The sequence below is a fragment of the Wolbachia endosymbiont of Wiebesia pumilae genome, assembly GCF_017869285.1.
GTDB lineage: Bacteria > Pseudomonadota > Alphaproteobacteria > Rickettsiales > Anaplasmataceae > Wolbachia > Wolbachia pipientis.
The window spans coordinates 279,831-296,556 of sequence record NZ_CP054557.1 but is presented as its reverse complement, the minus strand read 5'-3'; the positions used below and the strand labels follow the sequence as shown (position 1 = coordinate 296,556).

At 36.2% G+C, this 16,726-nt stretch carries 16 protein-coding genes and 3 pseudogenes; 16 read left to right on the top strand and 3 right to left on the bottom strand.

Translation table 11 applies throughout. The annotated features are described in order from the left end of the window. Nucleotides 1-46: 46 nt before the first annotated feature. The 6 genes and pseudogenes from HUB92_RS01485 to wmk (HUB92_RS01460) form a co-directional block, all read left to right on the top strand. A pseudogene (locus HUB92_RS01485) lies at nt 47-256 on the top strand (DNA mismatch repair endonuclease MutL); the annotation flags it as partial. A gap of 93 nt (nt 257-349) precedes the next feature. Beyond that, nucleotides 350-1,276: a WO male-killing family protein Wmk gene (gene wmk, locus HUB92_RS01480; protein WP_209473039.1), complete on the top strand. Its 927-nt coding sequence runs from the start codon at nt 350-352 to the stop codon at nt 1,274-1,276. Between the two features lie 167 nt (nt 1,277-1,443). Continuing rightward, nucleotides 1,444-2,127 carry a JAB domain-containing protein gene (locus HUB92_RS01475; protein ID WP_209473037.1) on the top strand — a complete coding sequence of 228 codons (684 nt, stop codon included), beginning with the start codon at nt 1,444-1,446 and terminating at the stop codon, nt 2,125-2,127. Between the two features lie 231 nt (nt 2,128-2,358). Then, nucleotides 2,359-3,525, top strand: a complete 1,167-nt coding sequence (locus HUB92_RS01470) for a hypothetical protein (protein WP_209473035.1) — start codon at nt 2,359-2,361, stop codon at nt 3,523-3,525. Nucleotides 3,526-3,670: 145 nt separating this feature from the next. Continuing rightward, a complete protein-coding gene (gene wmk, locus HUB92_RS01465; RefSeq protein ID WP_209473033.1) occupies nt 3,671-4,582 on the top strand; it encodes a WO male-killing family protein Wmk in 912 nt (303 codons plus the stop codon). A 28-nt stretch (nt 4,583-4,610) separates the two neighbouring features. After that, nucleotides 4,611-5,606: a WO male-killing family protein Wmk gene (wmk, locus tag HUB92_RS01460; RefSeq protein ID WP_209473031.1), complete on the top strand. Its 996-nt coding sequence runs from the start codon at nt 4,611-4,613 to the stop codon at nt 5,604-5,606. A 113-nt stretch (nt 5,607-5,719) separates the two neighbouring features. Here the strand turns inward: wmk (HUB92_RS01460) and HUB92_RS01455 are convergent, their stop codons facing one another. After that, nucleotides 5,720-6,184 (bottom strand): hypothetical protein, encoded by a 465-nt coding sequence (locus HUB92_RS01455; RefSeq protein WP_209473029.1) that lies wholly within the window; start codon nt 6,182-6,184, stop codon nt 5,720-5,722. Nucleotides 6,185-6,323: 139 nt separating this feature from the next. After that, nucleotides 6,324-6,473, bottom strand: a complete 150-nt coding sequence (locus HUB92_RS01450; protein WP_405197731.1) for a hypothetical protein — start codon at nt 6,471-6,473, stop codon at nt 6,324-6,326. A gap of 243 nt (nt 6,474-6,716) precedes the next feature. Here HUB92_RS01450 and HUB92_RS01445 point away from each other — a divergent pair, with 243 nt between their 5' ends. The 4 genes and pseudogenes from HUB92_RS01445 to HUB92_RS01430 form a co-directional block, all read left to right on the top strand. Then, entirely contained in the window at nt 6,717-7,247 is a 531-nt protein-coding gene (locus HUB92_RS01445) for a DMT family transporter (RefSeq protein ID WP_244663092.1), read from the top strand. Nucleotides 7,248-7,284: 37 nt separating this feature from the next. After that, nucleotides 7,285-8,117, top strand: a protein-coding gene (locus tag HUB92_RS01440; protein ID WP_209472412.1) for an IS5-like element ISWpi1 family transposase whose coding sequence is annotated in 2 segments (ribosomal slippage) — nt 7,285-7,654 and nt 7,654-8,117 — 834 coding nt in all. Because the reading frame shifts where the segments join, the coding sequence is not laid out codon by codon here. Then, on the top strand, nt 8,110-8,289 hold the full coding sequence (locus tag HUB92_RS01435) for a hypothetical protein (RefSeq protein ID WP_209473027.1): 180 nt from the start codon (nt 8,110-8,112) through the stop codon (nt 8,287-8,289). The genes HUB92_RS01440 and HUB92_RS01435 overlap by 8 nt, the downstream gene beginning before the upstream one ends. Further along, a pseudogene (locus tag HUB92_RS01430) lies at nt 8,211-9,155 on the top strand (IS481 family transposase); the annotation flags it as partial. The gene HUB92_RS01435 and the pseudogene HUB92_RS01430, both read left to right, overlap by 79 nt. Before the next feature lie 583 nt (nt 9,156-9,738). Here the strand turns inward: HUB92_RS01430 and HUB92_RS01425 are convergent. Next, nucleotides 9,739-10,743, bottom strand: coding sequence for a virulence RhuM family protein (locus HUB92_RS01425; protein WP_010962468.1), 1,005 nt, complete (start codon nt 10,741-10,743; stop codon nt 9,739-9,741). 1,279 nt (nt 10,744-12,022) lie between these two features. On the opposite strand from HUB92_RS01425, the pseudogene HUB92_RS01420 reads away from it, so the two are divergent. From HUB92_RS01420 to HUB92_RS06705, 6 genes and pseudogenes are all read left to right on the top strand, one after another. Continuing rightward, nucleotides 12,023-12,391 (top strand): annotated as a pseudogene (locus tag HUB92_RS01420) (crossover junction endodeoxyribonuclease RuvC); the annotation flags it as partial. A 126-nt stretch (nt 12,392-12,517) separates the two neighbouring features. After that, entirely contained in the window at nt 12,518-13,738 is a 1,221-nt protein-coding gene (locus HUB92_RS01415; protein WP_209473023.1) for a DNA modification methylase, read from the top strand. Nucleotides 13,739-13,754: 16 nt separating this feature from the next. Then, a complete protein-coding gene (locus tag HUB92_RS01410; protein WP_209473021.1) occupies nt 13,755-14,258 on the top strand; it encodes a hypothetical protein in 504 nt (167 codons plus the stop codon). 120 nt (nt 14,259-14,378) lie between these two features. After that, the gene (locus tag HUB92_RS01405) at nt 14,379-16,211 is read left to right on the top strand and encodes a phage terminase large subunit family protein (protein WP_209473020.1); all 1,833 of its coding nucleotides are present in this window, start codon (nt 14,379-14,381) and stop codon (nt 16,209-16,211) included. Continuing rightward, the gene (locus tag HUB92_RS01400) at nt 16,211-16,435 is read left to right on the top strand and encodes a gpW family head-tail joining protein (protein WP_209473341.1); all 225 of its coding nucleotides are present in this window, start codon (nt 16,211-16,213) and stop codon (nt 16,433-16,435) included. The genes HUB92_RS01405 and HUB92_RS01400 overlap by 1 nt, the downstream gene beginning before the upstream one ends. A 1-nt stretch (nt 16,436) precedes the next feature. Continuing rightward, entirely contained in the window at nt 16,437-16,589 is a 153-nt protein-coding gene (locus HUB92_RS06705) for a hypothetical protein (protein WP_244663091.1), read from the top strand. The last annotated feature ends 137 nt before the right edge of the window (nt 16,590-16,726 follow it).

Below are 16,726 nucleotides of genomic sequence, written 5' to 3'. Positions count from 1 at the left end.
TAGCAAATTTTATGTTAAATCTATATCCTGTTAGCATGGACAAAAAGAAGATACATTGCCAGTAGAAGATAAAGTGAACAAAATATTGGCAACTATCGCTTGTCATGGATCAATTAGAGCAGGCAGGAAAATGAGGTTAGAAGAAATGAATGAGTTGCTAAGGCAAATGGAAGAAACGCCACATTCTGACCATGGAAGGCCAACTTATATAGAAATGAAACTGAGTGATATAGAGAAATTGTTTGAAAGAAGATAGATTAAGCTTGTTGAAATGATCTTTATTGAGATAGTTCTTCTGGTTATTAAGGAGTCAGTATAGAATATAAATATTTGTTTTTATAGATAAAGAGTGACTGCTGATAACCCTAATTTTTTAGACTACAAAGTAGGACAGAAAGTAAGAAGTTGTAGGCTAACGAAGAGATATACTCAAAAGGATTTAGCGGAGAAAATCGGGGTAAAATACTGGGTAATACTCCATTACGAAAAAGGAAAGCGTAAAATTTCAATCAGAAGGTTATATAGCATCGCAGAAGCACTATCAGTTAGCATTATAGATCTTATTCCTGAACACACAATATCAAATGAAGAAAGTTATCTCGAGAATGAGGGGAAAGAGATATTAGATCTAGTAGAAAAGTATGAGAAAATTGAGAATCAAGAATTACGTAATGTAGTTTATTCATTAATTACATCTGCACAAGCTAGCAAGGAAAATAGTAGAAAAGTGGCAAGAATAGAGGTGGCAAAGAATCTAATTAAAGCAGGAGTTTCTGTTGAAATAATTTTCCAAGCAACGGGCTTATCAACTGAAGAATATAGTAATGTAGAAGAAAAAACTGATTCTGCAGACTATAGGATGGGACAAAGGATAAAAAAGCTAAGGATAATGCGAAAATACACTCAGGAAGACTTGGCAAAAAAAATTAGTACAACGCGTCAAAAAATAAGCGACTATGAACAAGGAAATATTGCTGTTCCACTTGAAAAGTTATATGAAATAGCAAAGGCGTTATCAGTCAGCATTAAAGATCTACTTACAAGGCAACATAGTGAAGCAAGCAGTGGTTTAATAGAGAAATACAGGGAAATTGAGGATCAAGAGTTACGCAACGGATTTTATGTACTAATCAAATCTTTATCTGAAGGTATGGAGATTATCGAAGGAAAGGTCAAGAAGGCGGAAAAAGCCGAAATTGCAAAGAATCTACGTAGATTAGGAATTTCTATCGATATTGTTTTACGAACAACTGGGGCAACTGAGCTACTTTTTTAAAAACACAACTTAAGAAATATCTTCTGCATTTTACATAAAAAATAAACAAAAAAAAAATTGAAAAATTGATTTGACTTCGCCCGAAACCTATGGCTTTATGCCAATACTACCAAGAAAACAGTAGTAAATAATTAAAAAAAATTAGTAGCTAATAGGAGGTATATCTTATGAATAATAATAAAAGTAAAGATAAAAATGAATTTAGAGAAGAAATAGAGAGAATACGACAAAGCGGGGGAGGAAAGGCTTTACTTAATCATGAAATAGTAGCAATATTTCTAAGTGTAGTGCATGGTAAGACCCAAGCCCAAGCTATTGCTAGAAGGTTAACAGACAAGTATTCTGGAATAAGTAAGATCTTCAGCCAAGAGATGGATGATCTGAAAATGGTAGAAGGGGTGACTGATGATACAACAGCGATAATTTCGTGTGTTAAGGAAACTTTAGAGAGGGCACCAACCGAAGAGTTCAAGGAAGAACCGGTAATAGACGATTGGGAAAAGCTCGCAAAATATTTAAGTACGAGTATTGGTTACTCAGAAAGAGAAAATCTCAAAGTAATGTATTTGAATAAAGGGTATCGTTTAGTAGGAAAAGAGACTTATACTGGTACAGTTGATCATATACCTTTTTATATAACAGAAATAACAAGAAAAGCAGTACTTGCAAGAGCAACATCAATTATAATATCTCATAACCAACCTGGCGGAACTGTAAAGCCATCAGAACGTGATAAAGCTATGACTAAAAACTTAGCTTCAGCTTGTGCAACCATAGGTATAAAGTTAGCAGATCACATTATTGTTGCAGGCAACAACTATTTTAGTTTCAAGGAAAAAGGATTGTTATGACTGTGCTCGAACTTTTCTTTTCAAGTTTTAAGCAGTAATTTGAACCTAAAAAGCTTTTCTGATCCAAAATTGTATTTATGTTTTTTATTTTTGTTGAAATATAAATATATAAAAGTATTTGCAAATCAAGGATTTATGTTTTATAATTCCTGGAAAAGAGCATATTGGGTTAATAATAAAGTAACAAATTGCGCTGTAGACTTAGATAATATGTTTAATATAGGAGGCTATATGACTAATAAAAAAATTACAGTAGTTGGTAATACTCGTAAGTTCAACATTGATCTTAGCAAATTACCGGACGAAATATTAAGTGATCTTGAAGGCATAAGTTGTACTGATATACAACAGTCTAACTTTGTGAGCAAAATTAATAAGGCTAAGAAGCCTGGAGGAGCGATGCCTTCCCCTAGAGATCTCGTAATCAACTTTGAGAAAGGACTTGATCGTATTTATGGCACAAAACCTTTGGGTGATCAAGCAAATCCATTTGTCTTATTGCAAAAAATAAAGCCAAGTGCAAGCGAAAATAAAAAGTTGAGCTGGTTTAAAAGTGCAGTGGTAAAAGCAGGCAGCCCAAAAGAGATGCATAAGGTTGTGGATCAAGCTCTATCTGCTGGCATAAGAATAAATGCATGTCATGAAGGAGAATGGAGCTTTGCTGAGTATGTAATACTGGGTATGCATTTTCACAAGTTCAAAAAAGGTGATCAGAAAAAGATAATGAGTAAATTAATACTGAGAGGAGCAGAGTTTCATGACAATCTGTTGCAGAATAAACTGGTAGATGAAATTTATAAAGAACTTCAACCAGAGGTTCAGCCACAGATAGATAAGCAACTTGGGGAACAGAGAAAAATTGGTGAAAATGCTGTTCGAGAAGGAAACGTAATAGGTGTAGAGATAGACAACAAAACATGTATTACGGAATTTTCTGAGGGTAGCACAGTAGAGGTGGCAAAAGTACTAGAGGGCTTAAACAGAAGTAGTATCATAAAAATGGGCGATAGCACAATAGAAGTCGAAAGCGAGAAAGGAGGTAAAAGAGACTATATAGGTGTGTCAGGCACCTTTGAGATAACATTTCCTACAAGCATTGGTGGGCTAGGAGTTGTAGTATACCACGATGCAAAAAATTACGGTCAAGTACAAGTGAGAGTAGCAGATAGGGAAATGTGGGATGAGCTACAAAGAAGAGGAGAAGTAGTAGGGAAAGATTGCCTCTTTGGTGGAATGACAGTTGAAGAGGCGGTAAAGAGAGGAAATTTCCCGGGGCGTGGCATCTTGGGTGAAAATAAGGACATAGAAGAAAGAGAGGCAGTTAGTGAAGCATTGTCTTCGTCTTTATGGACAGATAGGATACATGGAGGTAGTCAGGAAACCTTTAGGGCACGTTAGACCAATTGGAGGGTTTTTCTCTCCACCTATTCGTAAAATTGTGGTGTAAATTTTCAACTAAGTTGAAGTAGACAACTTTTAAATTCACAGCAAAGTTGAGCTATAACAAAAAATCCTGTAATAGTATATTTTTTTGTGAAGGAAAGTGACCACCCCCTTAGATTACGAAGTAGGACAAAAAGTAAGAAGTTGTAGGTTAGCCAAGGAGTATACTCAGAAAGATTTAGCGGAAAAAATCGGTGTAAGATACTGGGTAATACTCCATTACGAAAAAGGAAAGCGTAAAATTTCAATCAAAAGGTTATATAGCATCGCAGAGGCGTTATCAGTTAGCATTATGGATCTTATTCCTGAACATACAATATCAAATGAAGAAAGTTATCTTGAGAATGAGGGGAAAGAGATATTAGATTTAATAGAAAGGTATGAAAAAATTGAGAATCAAGAATTACGTAATGTAGTTTATTCGTTGATCAAATCTGCACAAGCTAGCAAGGAAAATAGTAGAAAAGTGGCAAGAATAGAAGTAGCAAAAAATCTAGTTAAAGCAGGAGTTTCTGTTGAAATAATTTTCCAAGCAACGGGCTTACCGACTGAAGAATATAGTAATGCAGAGGAAAAAACTACTTCTGTAGACTACAGGATGGGACAAAGGATAAAAAAACTAAGGCTGATGAGAAAATATACTCAAGAGGATTTAGCAAATAAAATTGGTGTAACACCCAAGAAAATATATGACTATGAACAAGGACATATAACTGTCCCACTTGAAAGATTATACAAGATAGCAGAGGCATTATCAGTTAACATTGCAGTTTTACTGTTAGGGCAAATAGAAGAAGTTGTGGCAAAAGATGAACTGAACGGTTTAATAAAGGAATACAAGGAAATTGAGGATCAAGAGTTACGCAACGGATTTTATGTACTGATCAAATCTTTATCTGAAGGTATGCAGATTATCGAAGAAAATGTTAAAAAGACAGAAAAAATCGAAATTGCAAAGAATCTACTTAGACTAGGCATTTCTATTGACATTGCCTCGCAAGCTACTATATGAGAGATTTATGGTGAAAAAAGTAGGAGGTATGTTTGTTTCTATAAGAAAACCGACTATTAAAGGCTACTATAACCCAGAGTATATAGACTCTATTGATTATAAAGTAGGGCAAGAAGTGGAAATTTGTAGGTTAATACAAAGATATACTCAGATAGACTTAGCAGATGAAATCGGTGTAACATATCAGGAAATACACAAATATGAACAAGGGTACAATCCTATCTCAATTGAAACATTATATAAAATAGCGAAAGCATTATCAGTTAATACTGCAGATCTACTTCCTGAACCAAAAGTACTAAATGAAGATTGTTATTTTGAAGGTGAGGCAGAAAAAATATTAAGCCTGGTGAGAATGTATGAAAAAATTGAGAATCAGGAATTACGCAAGGCAATCTACTCATTGGTTGAATTTGCCAAGGGTTACAAAGAAAGCAGCAGAAAAGAAGCAATAGAGGAAGTATCAGATAATCTAGTTAAAGAGGACATATCTATTAGTATTATCTTGCAAGCAACAGGCTTATCTACTTGCAAATATGATAATACAGAGAAGGAAGTCCGTATAGATTCTATAGACTATAAAGTAGGACAGAGAATAGAAATTCTACAGTTAATACGTGGATACACTCAAGAAGATTTAGCAAATAAAATTGGTGTAACACCTCAGGAAGTACACGGCTATGAGCGAGGGTACATTGCCATTCCACTTGACATATTATATGAAATAGCAAAGGCATTATCAGTGAAAGTAAGGGTTTTACTGCCTGAAATAAAAAAAGATGAGAGTAATGAAGTAGAAATAAGTGGACACAACAAGACTGAAAATCAAGAATCATGGAGTAGATTGAGCGCATTAGTTGAAACTCTGTCTAAAAGTATGAAGGTTGTTAAGAAAAAGGTTAAAAAAGCAGAGAAAATCAAGATTGCAAAAGATCTAGTTAAGGCAGGTGTTGCTATTAATATTATCTTGCAAACAACTGGCCTAACTGCTGATGAGTTGGGTGAGTGTCCAAAAATGAAGTAACAAGTATGAAGGCCTTTCTGATATAAACTTGACTTGAATTCTGGATTAAAAACAGGGGTACTCAGAAATAGTATATTAAGATATAAGTAAAAGTAGTTATATACTTAGTAAATCTATTTGCCATCTCTGAAAATTTGCTTAGATTCTTCTTTCGCTTGTTCAACAGATACCTCTTCTAGCTTTTTTGGCTCAGCTTCGGATTTTGCCGCTAATTTACGTTGTTTAATAAATTTCTTTAGTGTCTTGACTGCGATAAAGTTAATACTGAAAACACATGCAGAAGTTATGGCTAAGGCTGGAAGAGGAGCTAGACTGAATGTTGGTAAAATTGCCACAATTGTAGCAGATGTTAGTAAAAATGCTAACTTCTTGCTCCCGATTATCTTATTTTTCTTAACCTTTATTGGGTTTAATTTTTTTATTTTCCCTTTTAGCTTTTTGAAGCCTTTTTTGAACACTTTGCCTCTTTTCAGCTCTTTTTCTACGGGTTTTGTTTTTAAGCTTTTTATTTTTTCTTTTATTCCTTTTTTATTTTTTTTGACATTTTCTACTTTAGAGGTCTTCTGTTCTAGTGCCATCAACTTTAGAGGTTGCTCATGTAGCGGTTTTGGCTTATCGTTTGAAATTTTAGCTTCTTGCCCCTTAGTATGTTTTTTGGGCGAAACTATGTTTTTTAAACCTTTCTTTGCTTTATTTCTTTAGTTTGCTTGGCATCGTTTATAGTTCAATATTGCAGAATCTATCTATTACTTCCTGGTGGTCCTCTATCATCGCATTTGCCTCTTGCTGTAAGCACTTGATGTTTTTTGGTGTTATATTATCCATCTCAGCTAATGCTACTTTTAGTTGTGATTGAATGTCTATCATTCTTATCTTATATTACAAAAAAATCAGTCAGTAACTCCCTGCTCAGATAATCTCTATTCTAAATCTATTAAAATTATGCAATTAAAGACATATCTTGTATAATACTTCTAATGCTACTTTTAGCAAAAATTTGTGAATATGGTTAGAACAGTAAGTAGAAGAGAGCCTGTATGCTATCAACCTTTTTTGCAGCGAAGTTATATGAGCACATCATGGAAGTTTGTATATTAAATTAGGAGTTTTGTGGATTACAGACTAAGAGCTTATTTACTTGGAGTTATCTGGTTTATACTTAGTTTATTTAGTAGTGTAGCTAATGATACTATATCAAAATATCTAAGTTTACATCTCCAAAGTTTTGAAGTAATCTTTTTCCGCTTTTTATTTAGCACTATTACCCTTGTACCTTTTATGCTTTACTATGGAAGAGAAGCTTTTAAAACAAGTCAAATATCTATTCAGATAACTAGAGGAGTATTGTTATTTGTTGGAATAACCTTGTGGACCTATGGGTTAGCTATTTTTCCCATAGTAACTGCAACAATTATAAGTTTTTCTATACCATTATTTGTTATACTTCTTGCAATCCCTTTACTAAATGAAAATATAATTTGGCAAAGATGGTCAGTAACTGTTATTGGCTTTGTTGGTATTGCTATTACTACCAAAGCTTATAGTGAAGACTTTAATCCTAAAATTCTTATTTTTATTGTATCTACATTAATCTTTGCTATATTAGACATACTTAATAAGAGGTTGTCCGGAAACAAGTAAAAGGCTATAATATCTGAAATTTTAGTACGGGGTAAAGATGAGAAAAAAGTATCCAACAGATCTAAGCGAAAGGGAATGGGCAAGAATAGAAAAACACTTCAGAGTATCATACAAGAAAGGAGGAAGGCCGCCAAAGTATAGCAAAAAAGAAATATTAGAAGCAATTTTCTATGTATTGCGTACAGGGTGTCAATGGCGGTATTTACCAAATGATTTTCCGCTATGGAAGACTGTGTATGAGCAGTTCAGGCAATGGAAGAAGCAGGGAATTTTTGAGAAAATGAATTATGAAATTACAAAATATAGTAGAAGAAAAATAGGAAGGAATGAGCAGCCGAGTGCCTGTATAGTAGATAGTCAATCTGTAAAGACTACAGAAAAGGGGGGATCAAAGGCTATGATGGAAGTAAAAAAGTAAAGGGTAGAAAAAGGCATATAATTACAGACACTCAGGGTTTTATACTAGGTTGTTACGTAGGCGCTGCTAACGAAAATGATAGAGATGGTATTAAAATAGCATTAAACAATATGAGAACAAAATATACTAAAGTTAAAAAAATGTGGGCTGACATGGGATACCAAGGAAGAAATTTAAAGAATCACATAAAGGAAGAATATGACATAGATATTGAAATTGTTAAAAGGCCTCCATGTAGATTTTGGGTGCACAAAGATACGCCACCTGAGCTACTACCAACAAGAGAACAAGGGTTTAAAGTACAGCCAAGAAGATGGGTTGTAGAAAGGACTTTTGCTTGGGTTAATAGGAATAGAAGGCTATCGAAGGAGTATGATTTACTCACAACATCCACTGAGAATTTCATATACCTAGCTATGAGTAGGGTTATGTTAAAGAGGGAATATGCTTGAATTTACTAGTTTCCGGACAACCTCTAAGTGTACAGTCCCAGAGTGTGATGGTATGATAAAATATGAGAAAAAAATACCATCAAAGGAGGAGTTATGGGACAAATATTGCATGGGTGCGCCAAAACAACACAGACGATTCGTAGAGCAATACAAAATAGAAAAGAGAGCATAGCAAAACTCTCCAAGCATTATAACCTTAATCCAAAAACTATTATTAAGTGGAGAAAACGTTCATTTACGAAAGATGCTGATATGGGTCCAAAGCGTCCAAGATCGACTGTTTTAACGCTAGAAGAGGAAGCTATAATAGTTACATTTCGCAAGTATACACTACTGCCACTAGATGATTGCCTTTACGCTCTGCAGTCTACAATTCCGCATTTGACTCGCTCTAGCTTGCATCGTTGTTTACAAAGACACAACATTAGCAGATTACCAACTGTTGATGGAGAAGTTAAGTCAAAAAAGAAATTCAAACAATATCCTATCGGTTACTTTCATATTGATATTGCTGAAGTTAGAACTGAGGAGGGCAAATTACATTTGTTTGTTGCTATTGATAGGACATCCAAATTTACCTATGTTGAGTTGCGTAACAGTGCTACAAAACCCATAGCTGCTGAGTTCTTACGTAATTTGATTAGAATTTTACCGTATAAAATCCATACTATTTTGACAGATAACGGTATACAATTTACAAACCAGAAGCGTCATAAGTATGCTTTCCAACATATATTTGATAGAGTTTGCGAAGGGAATGTTATTGAACATCGTTTGACAAAAGTTAGCCATCCTTGGACGAATGGGCAAGTCGAGCGTATGAATAAAACTTTAAAGGATGCTACAGTTAAGAAGTATTACTATCAATCGCACCAGCAACTTAAAGAACACCTTTATAACTTTGTTATGGCTTATAATTATGCAAAGAGACTCAAAACTCTTAAGGGTCTTACTCCTTATGAATTTATATGTTATCAGTGGACACAGTCTCCAGAATTATTTATACTAAATCCACACCATCACACTCTGGGACCATACACCTCCAATCTCTGTTGTATTGGTATAGCAATCCCTATACCAGTCACTATATTGCTAACCGCTTCCCCTTGTATGTGGCTTTCCCACACTCCGAGTACTATCAGTTAGTCCGACTTCCTTTGCATCTTCCTCCAGTCCTCGCCTTTATTGACTTGTTCCAGAGTACCCTTACAGGAATACAAAGGATCTCCCAAGTTCACGTAAGGTCCATCTCAACACATGACGCGGCCTTCGATCCCGATGAGGTGAGTAATATCTTGCCTTAGCGTTATTACCCATGTTGCCTTCCACCAAATGTAAAGTGTCAGCCCCCATGACGCGTGAATTACGGGACTCAATACCTTCACTTTCGTTGCACCCTATGTTGTCCATTCCATTAGCTTTACTACGCTCGTTACCTTACGCAGCATAATGGTTTGTTCCAGGTTGCCGGCTAAGCTTTACCCGTGTTGGATTTTCACCAACTGTTCCTTACGCACTTCTTGGCGCACACAATTTTTCACCCCCCTTAAAATTAAAACAAAAGGTGGTAAACAAGATGTCAAACACAGATAACTCAACTACAAGCTGGTTTTTGTTGTAGTTAGATAGTTATTTTCTCACTTTCTTTACTTGCTTTAATTAATTCATCAAAATCAGATTCATGTAATTTGTCCTGTATAACTCTGTACTTTTCGTATTCTCCTTCAGCCAGGGCTTTTGCAACTTCAGCACTAACTTTACCGGCATCTTTAAGTACTTCATAATCATTGAACAATAGAAATGCATCCAATTTTTCAGCCCAGTCTTGCATTTTCATCAGCCGATTCTTTTTTGCTTGAAGTTCTGCATAATCTAGATACATCGAAACAATGTGGTTTAGTTCACTTAGTTCTTCTTCAGTTAAGTAATTTTTCGCAATACTTACATCACTCTTGTGAATTTTTTTACCTGGACCATCTTTCCATGTAGTTAGCCCCATATGTGGTTTTTTGTGATCAACCCGAGAACATATCAACTCTGCTGCAGTTAAACCATAAATTGCCCAATATAATTTGTTTTGTACTTTTGCGTAAAATTGTTTTGTTATTTCTGAATTTGGATCGTAATCTGCAGAACATTCGGCATAAATGTCGGTAATCTTCTGGTAAAATCTACGTTCGGATGCTCGTATTTCCCTGATTTTTTCAAGTAATTCATTGAAGTAGTCTTTGCCAAACTTTTTCCCGTTTTTTAGTCGTTCACTATCTAAAGCAAATCCTTTGATAATAAAATCCTTCAAAACTTTTGTAGCCCATACTCTGAATAATGTTGCTTTTTTAGAATTAACTCGATAACCAACAGCTATAATTGTATCTAAATTGTAAAGTTGTGTTGGGTAATTTTTACCGTCTGCAGCGGTTACCTCAAAAGTGGAAACAACTTCTTTTTCCTGTAATTCACCAGATTCAAATATGTTCTTGATATGCTTACTAATAGCTGGCAGTTGTACATCAAATAATTCAGCCATCCTTTTTTGCGTAAGCCAAAGATTTTCATCTCTGCATAAAACTTCAATTTCTATATTTCCACCTGGAGTAGTATAAAATACAATCTTATTCTCATCCATTATCTATCTCCTATAACTTACAAACAAACCATTGATCATCAATAGGAATTTAACCAATTAATTGTCTCTACTGCAACTAAATTCTTTAAAACGTCTTTAGAGGGCTATTATAACTTATTAATGAGCTGGATAGAGGGGAATATCTGTTTTATCAAAAATTCATGTGACCTCTTCTCAGCTCCAGTAAACAGTTATTTCCAAAATGGAAACAACTCAAATAGTAAGGTGTCTAGGAGGTCGGACTTCCGTTTAGCGGGTTCTTAAAGTTTAGGCTCTCTTTAATTTCTGAGCTGCATTCAAATTATTTTAACTTTTTTTCAGAAAATCCCGGAAAAAGTGGTGAGAAATCCGGAGTATAGGGGCATTGAGTGTAGATGTGCTTCAAACACAAAAGTCGGCAAATAAACAGAGTAGAAAAGATTGAAGGAAGCAAAAGAAATTTAGGCTTTTGGTAAGTTACGTAATTGAGAATTTGTATTTTTTTAGATGAGGTAAAAACTTTGTTTTAAGGCTAGATGCAACTTTAGGGTACAAATACTACTATTACCAAAGAACGCATATAACACCCCTTAGAACTCGAATAAATGGCATTCTTAGCAATTCTATTACTGTATAGCAAACTCACAGGTGAGTTTAGCACGTTTTTTACGCTTTGCAAAGAAAAATTAAAAAAAAGTGAACAGTTTTTGTAAAATCGGTGAATATATATAATAGCAAGTCCTAACTAAGGTAGGTAGCATAAGATTCTTGTCATTGGCCAACAAAAACCCATTCATAGCGTATTTTGAAGGAACCAGACGATATTTAGCGCTACTTATAGTTTTAAATAATAGCAAATGTCAATCCTCACACTCGACCTCGGCAAACAAACCGGCTGGGCTATTCTTACAGATGGAGTAATTCAAAGTGGGAGTGAAAGTTTTCATGGTAATCGTTTCAGCGGAGGTGGAATGGCTTTGTTGCATCGCTACTTATGAAAGGCTAACTATAGTTAGGATTATAAGCAACCTATTGAAAATCTTGTTTTTTTGCAATCAATCTGATCAAATTTAAGAATAGTAATTTGTTATTTATATTAATAAATTTAATTCTATTGAAAATAGCTAAAGCATTGAAATTCTTGAATTTTAGCCAGATTAGTGAGTGGTAGTGAAATTTCTTTTACTCAAATTTAGGTATTCACTGACCGTTCTTGTTATAAATACCAGAATAATAAGCTACTGATATTCCCTATCTTTTTTATCTTTAATCCATCATAGCTAGCGATGCAACAAAGCCAGGTGGCATGCACTTCTTAAATTTTCGTAGGTGGCTCAATGAGATGAGGGAAAGATTTTCAGATATTGAAGCAGTGTATTTTGAAGAAGTAAGAAGACACCTTGGAACTGATGCTGCTCATTGCTACGGAGGCTTTCTAGCTCATTTAACAGCTTGGTGCGAGGAAAACAATATACCTTATCAAGGTGTACCTGTCAAGACGATAAAACGCTTTATCACCGGTAAGGGCAATGCAAGTAAAAGTGAAGTTATTGAAGCTGTAAAGGGAAAAGGGTTTATTCCTCAAGATGATAATGAAGCCGATGCTTTGGCATTGATGTTCTATGTTAATAATTTTAGTAAAGATTTTAATATGCTAAACATCCAATAGAAAGTGGGTCCTTCCCGCCAGCTAGGCTGATTTGGGAGCGAAACCACGGGTCCTCTCTAGCGTCAGACGTATTTTGATTATTAACTTTTTGTTAAGAATTTAAACATAGCAATTTAATACACTAATATGAACTTAGCAACACACTACTATCCTATTGAAAATCTTGTCGAATATGAGCGCAACCCTCGCAAGAATGACGATGTAGTAAACAGAATGTGCGCCTCTATTCGGGAATTTGGGTTTCGTATTCCAATAGTTGCAAAAAGCGATGGCACTGTGGTTGATGGTCATTTACGCCTCAAAGCAGCAAGAAAACTGGGTATGGAGAGTATTCCAGTAGTCCTCAGTGATAACTTAAGTGAAGCCCAAACCAAAGCTTTTCGGTTACTAGCAAATCAATCAGCTAACTGGGCAAAGTGGGACGATGATCTTTTGAAGTTGGAAATTCAAGAGTTAGAAGATTTGCAGTTTGACCTAAAAATGACTGGATTTGAGCTGGAAAAGGTTCAACGTTTTCTTGATGATTTAGATGGAGAAAACAGTGAAAAAGAAGATTTTTCCGACTTAGCCGGTAAGGTAAAAATAACAAAACCAGGGGATCTGTGGATTTTAGGTGGTCATCGAATCTACTGTGGTGATAGTTGTCTGGTTGAATCATTTAAAGCGGTATTAGACGATAAAATGGCAGATATTACCGTGTGTGACCCTCCGTATAACGTAGCATATGGTGACAGTCAGGAAAGAGAAGGCAAAAAAATACTAAACGATGATCAAGGTGAAAAATACGAACTTTTCCTGTATGACATTTGTTCTCACGTTTTAGCGTACACCAAAGGTGCAATTTACATCTGTGCATCATCATCCGAGCTGGCAACGCTGCAAAAGGTATTTGAAGAAGCAGGTGGTCGTTGGTCGACATTTATAATTTGGGCAAAGAATCATTTTACGCTAGGAAGATCTGATTATCAAAGACAATACGAAACAATACTCTACGGTTGGAAAAATGGCAATAAACGTGAGTGGCATGGGGGACGTAATCAAAGTGATCTCTGGTTTCACGACAAGCCAACATACAACTCACTGCACCCAACGATGAAACCAGTGGAGTTAATGGAAAGAGCGATAGTAAACAGCAGTAGACCAGGGGATATAGTTCTTGATCCATTTAGTGGTTCTGGAAGTACATTGATTGCATGTGAGAGGACAGGAAGAATCTGTAGAACGATAGAGCTAGATCCTACGTTTGTAGATGTGACCATAAAACGTTGGCAGGTATACACAGGCAGAGAAGCTATTCTATCCAGCTCAGGCAAGACTTTTGCGCAAATTCAAGAAGAAAAACAGTAAAAGAAGGGAGAAAAAAGTGGAAGGAGGAGGGGCGAAAGTAACGCAGACAGAATGGGCAAGAGAACTGGGAGTTTCAAAGCAATACGTCTGTTATTTAGTGAAGAAAGGAATAGTTGAGCTGAAAGATGGATTAATTGACCGAGAACAAGCAAATAGAGCAATAGAAGCAATTAGAGATCCAAGTCAACCACTGAGGAGAAAAGGTGGAGAAGAAGGGGAAAAAAGAGGAAATAATGATCTTTCCACGATGTTGCTTAAAACCCGAATTAAAAACGAGATGGAGCGGGGAAAACTGCTCGAGGCAAAAGCAAAAGCTGAGATTGGTGAACTTATCTCAGTAGAAGAAGTAAAGACTGAAGCATTTAATGTTGCGAGAGTTGTCCGTAATAATTTGCTTAACATTCCAGATAGGGTTTCAGCGTTACTAGCATCGATAAATGACACAGAGAAGATCCATGAAACATTAACTGAGGAAATCAGAACTGCGTTGGAAGAGTTAGTGGAAAATACATTTCAATGATACTAAGGAAGCACTTGATAGGTTTAATAAACATATTAGTTGCAATACTGATTTTAAGTAAGGCATCAGCGTGCAGACAAAAAATACCATTTTCCCTTAAAAGTACAACAATTGCAGCAAATGATCTATAGTAGTAGTTTCTATGCAGGATTAAGGCCAGATCTACCGCTAAAAGTATCAGAGTGGGCAGATAGAAATCGTCAACTTTCAACGATAGCATCATCAGAACCAGGAAAATGGAGAACAGAGAGAACACCCTACCTTAGAGAAATAATGGATTCACTTTCCTCGTCTTCACCGGCTGAAAAAGTGGTATTCATGAAAGGAGCACAAATTGGCGGAACAGAAGCTGGGAATAACTGGATCGGCTATATTATCGACCAAACACCGGGACGAATGCTAGTAGTACAGCCAACAGTAGAAATGGGCAAGCGTTGGTCAAAGGGAAGATTTGCGCCGCTCATTGAAGATACGCCATGTTTAAGGAGTAAAATAAAAGATCCAAGGTCGAGAGATTCAGGCAATACTGTGCAGAGCAAAGAGTTTCCGGGAGGAACGGTAGTAGTAACAGGTGCCAATAGTCCAGTGGGTCTGCGCTCTATGCCGGTAAAATATCTTTTTTTAGATGAAGTAGATGCATATCCAGGAGATTCAGGAGGAGAAGGAGATCCAGTTTTACTCAGCATAGCCCGAACTAATACATTTACGCGGCGAAAAATCTTTTTAGTTTCAACACCGACGATTCATGGAATAAGCAGAATAGAAAAAGAATTTGAGAGTTCAGACAAACGTTACTTTTTTGTTCCTTGTCCGCATTGTAATTACTATCAGGTGCTGAAATGGCCACAAATAAAGTGGGAAGAAAAGAATCCAGCAACAGCGCACTACGTTTGCATAGAGTGTAGGGGAGAAATAAAAAATCATCAGAAAACAGAGATGCTAGCCCGTGGAGAATGGAGAGCTACAGGGAAAGAGGGAAAAAAAGAGGCAAAAGAAGGGGGAAAAATAGGGTTTCATCTATCGAGCTTGTATAGCCCAGTTGGCTGGTATAGTTGGAAACAAGCAGTAGAAGATTATCTGCATAGTAATGAACAATTACTAAAAGTTTGGATCAACACCACGCTGGGAGAAACCTGGGTAGACAAAGGAGAAGTACCAGACTGGAAGCAACTATTTGAGCGTCGAGAAAATTTTCCGATAGGCATGGTGCCAAAAGGTGGAAAAATAGTGTTAACGGCAGGGGTTGATGTACAAAAAGACCGCTTAGAAGCAGAAGTAGTAGCATGGGGTATGGGTCGCGAGAGTTGGTCAATAGACTACCAGGTATTAGAAGGTGATACTGGAAGTGGAGAAGTATGGGAAAAACTTTCAGAGCTCTTGAATCATCATTTTATCGGTGAAAATGGTCTTGAATATATGATAAGCATGATGGCGGTTGATGCTGGGTATGCAACGCAGGAGGTATACAATTGGGTAAGAAGTCATCAAGGCTCTGGAAGAGTAATGGCAGTAAAAGGGGCAAACAAAGCGCTAGTGCCGCTTAACAGCCCAAGTAGAGTTGATGTAACAGTTGGAGGACAAAAGCTAAAGAGAGGAATGAAGCTGTGGCCAGTTGGGGTATCGATATTGAAGTCCGAGCTTTTCCAATTACTTAATGTTTTAACAGAAGGGGCGCCGGGGTATTGTCATTTTCCAGAGTATCCACCTGAATATTTTAAGCAGCTAACCGCAGAGCAACTAATTACCAAAGTAGTAAAAGGATATACCAAACAAGAGTGGCAAAAGATAAGAGACCGAAATGAAGTACTAGATTGCAGAGTTTACGCAAGAGCTGCATCTATTGCCCTGGGGATTGATCGTTGGCCAGAGAGTAAATGGGAGAGTTTAGTAGGTGAAAAAACTAAAAAGTCAAAAAGAGTGAGAAGAAGTCAATGGTTGAATGAGAAAAGTTGATGTATAGCCAAGAATATTTAGATCAAGTAGAAGAAGCGATAAAGAAGCTACAGAGCGGGGGAAGAGTAGTATCGATTGCATATGGTGACCATGTGGTTAGGTATGGAGAAGTTCAGATAAAAGATCTATTGGACTTAAGACAACGAATCAAAGCTGAGCTGAAAGTTGCAGGTATAAAGCCGAAGCGCAGGATTGTGATTTCAACAGATAAAGGGGTTAAATAAAATGGCTGAAAATCAACTAAATGTTAACGTGAGCTTTGAAGGTGAATTAGCGAAATATCTCAAAGATATAGCAGAACAAGACTGCAGAAGAAGTTTTAGTAAGTCTAGTAAGGGAAGCATTAGAGGAAGATATAGAACTGTCAAAAATTGCTAATGAACGTGATATTGATGGCGCAGAGTTGATTAGGGCTGAAGATGTGGACTGGGATAAAATATTATCTGCAGGAACCTTTTGCACAAAATGTCAACAGCCTATTGACCAAAATTCTCCAACAACTCATTGAAATTTCA

Excerpts from the sequence above, each read along its gene's own strand:
- HUB92_RS01435 (WP_209473027.1), top strand. The coding sequence starts at position 8,110 with ATGCTTGAATTTACTAGTTTCCGGACAACCTCTAAGTGTACAGTCCCA.
- HUB92_RS01475 (WP_209473037.1), top strand. The coding sequence starts at position 1,444 with ATGAATAATAATAAAAGTAAAGATAAAAATGAATTTAGAGAAGAAATA.
- HUB92_RS01425 (WP_010962468.1), bottom strand. The coding sequence starts at position 10,743 with ATGGATGAGAATAAGATTGTATTTTATACTACTCCAGGTGGAAATATA.
- HUB92_RS01450 (WP_405197731.1), bottom strand. The coding sequence starts at position 6,473 with ATGATAGACATTCAATCACAACTAAAAGTAGCATTAGCTGAGATGGAT.
- HUB92_RS01470 (WP_209473035.1), top strand. The coding sequence starts at position 2,359 with ATGACTAATAAAAAAATTACAGTAGTTGGTAATACTCGTAAGTTCAAC.
- HUB92_RS01415 (WP_209473023.1), top strand. The coding sequence starts at position 12,518 with ATGAACTTAGCAACACACTACTATCCTATTGAAAATCTTGTCGAATAT.
- HUB92_RS01405 (WP_209473020.1), top strand. The coding sequence starts at position 14,379 with ATGATCTATAGTAGTAGTTTCTATGCAGGATTAAGGCCAGATCTACCG.
- HUB92_RS06705 (WP_244663091.1), top strand. The coding sequence starts at position 16,437 with ATGGCTGAAAATCAACTAAATGTTAACGTGAGCTTTGAAGGTGAATTA.
- HUB92_RS01455 (WP_209473029.1), bottom strand. The coding sequence starts at position 6,184 with ATGGCACTAGAACAGAAGACCTCTAAAGTAGAAAATGTCAAAAAAAAT.
- HUB92_RS01400 (WP_209473341.1), top strand. The coding sequence starts at position 16,211 with ATGTATAGCCAAGAATATTTAGATCAAGTAGAAGAAGCGATAAAGAAG.
- wmk (WP_209473031.1), top strand. The coding sequence starts at position 4,611 with ATGTTTGTTTCTATAAGAAAACCGACTATTAAAGGCTACTATAACCCA.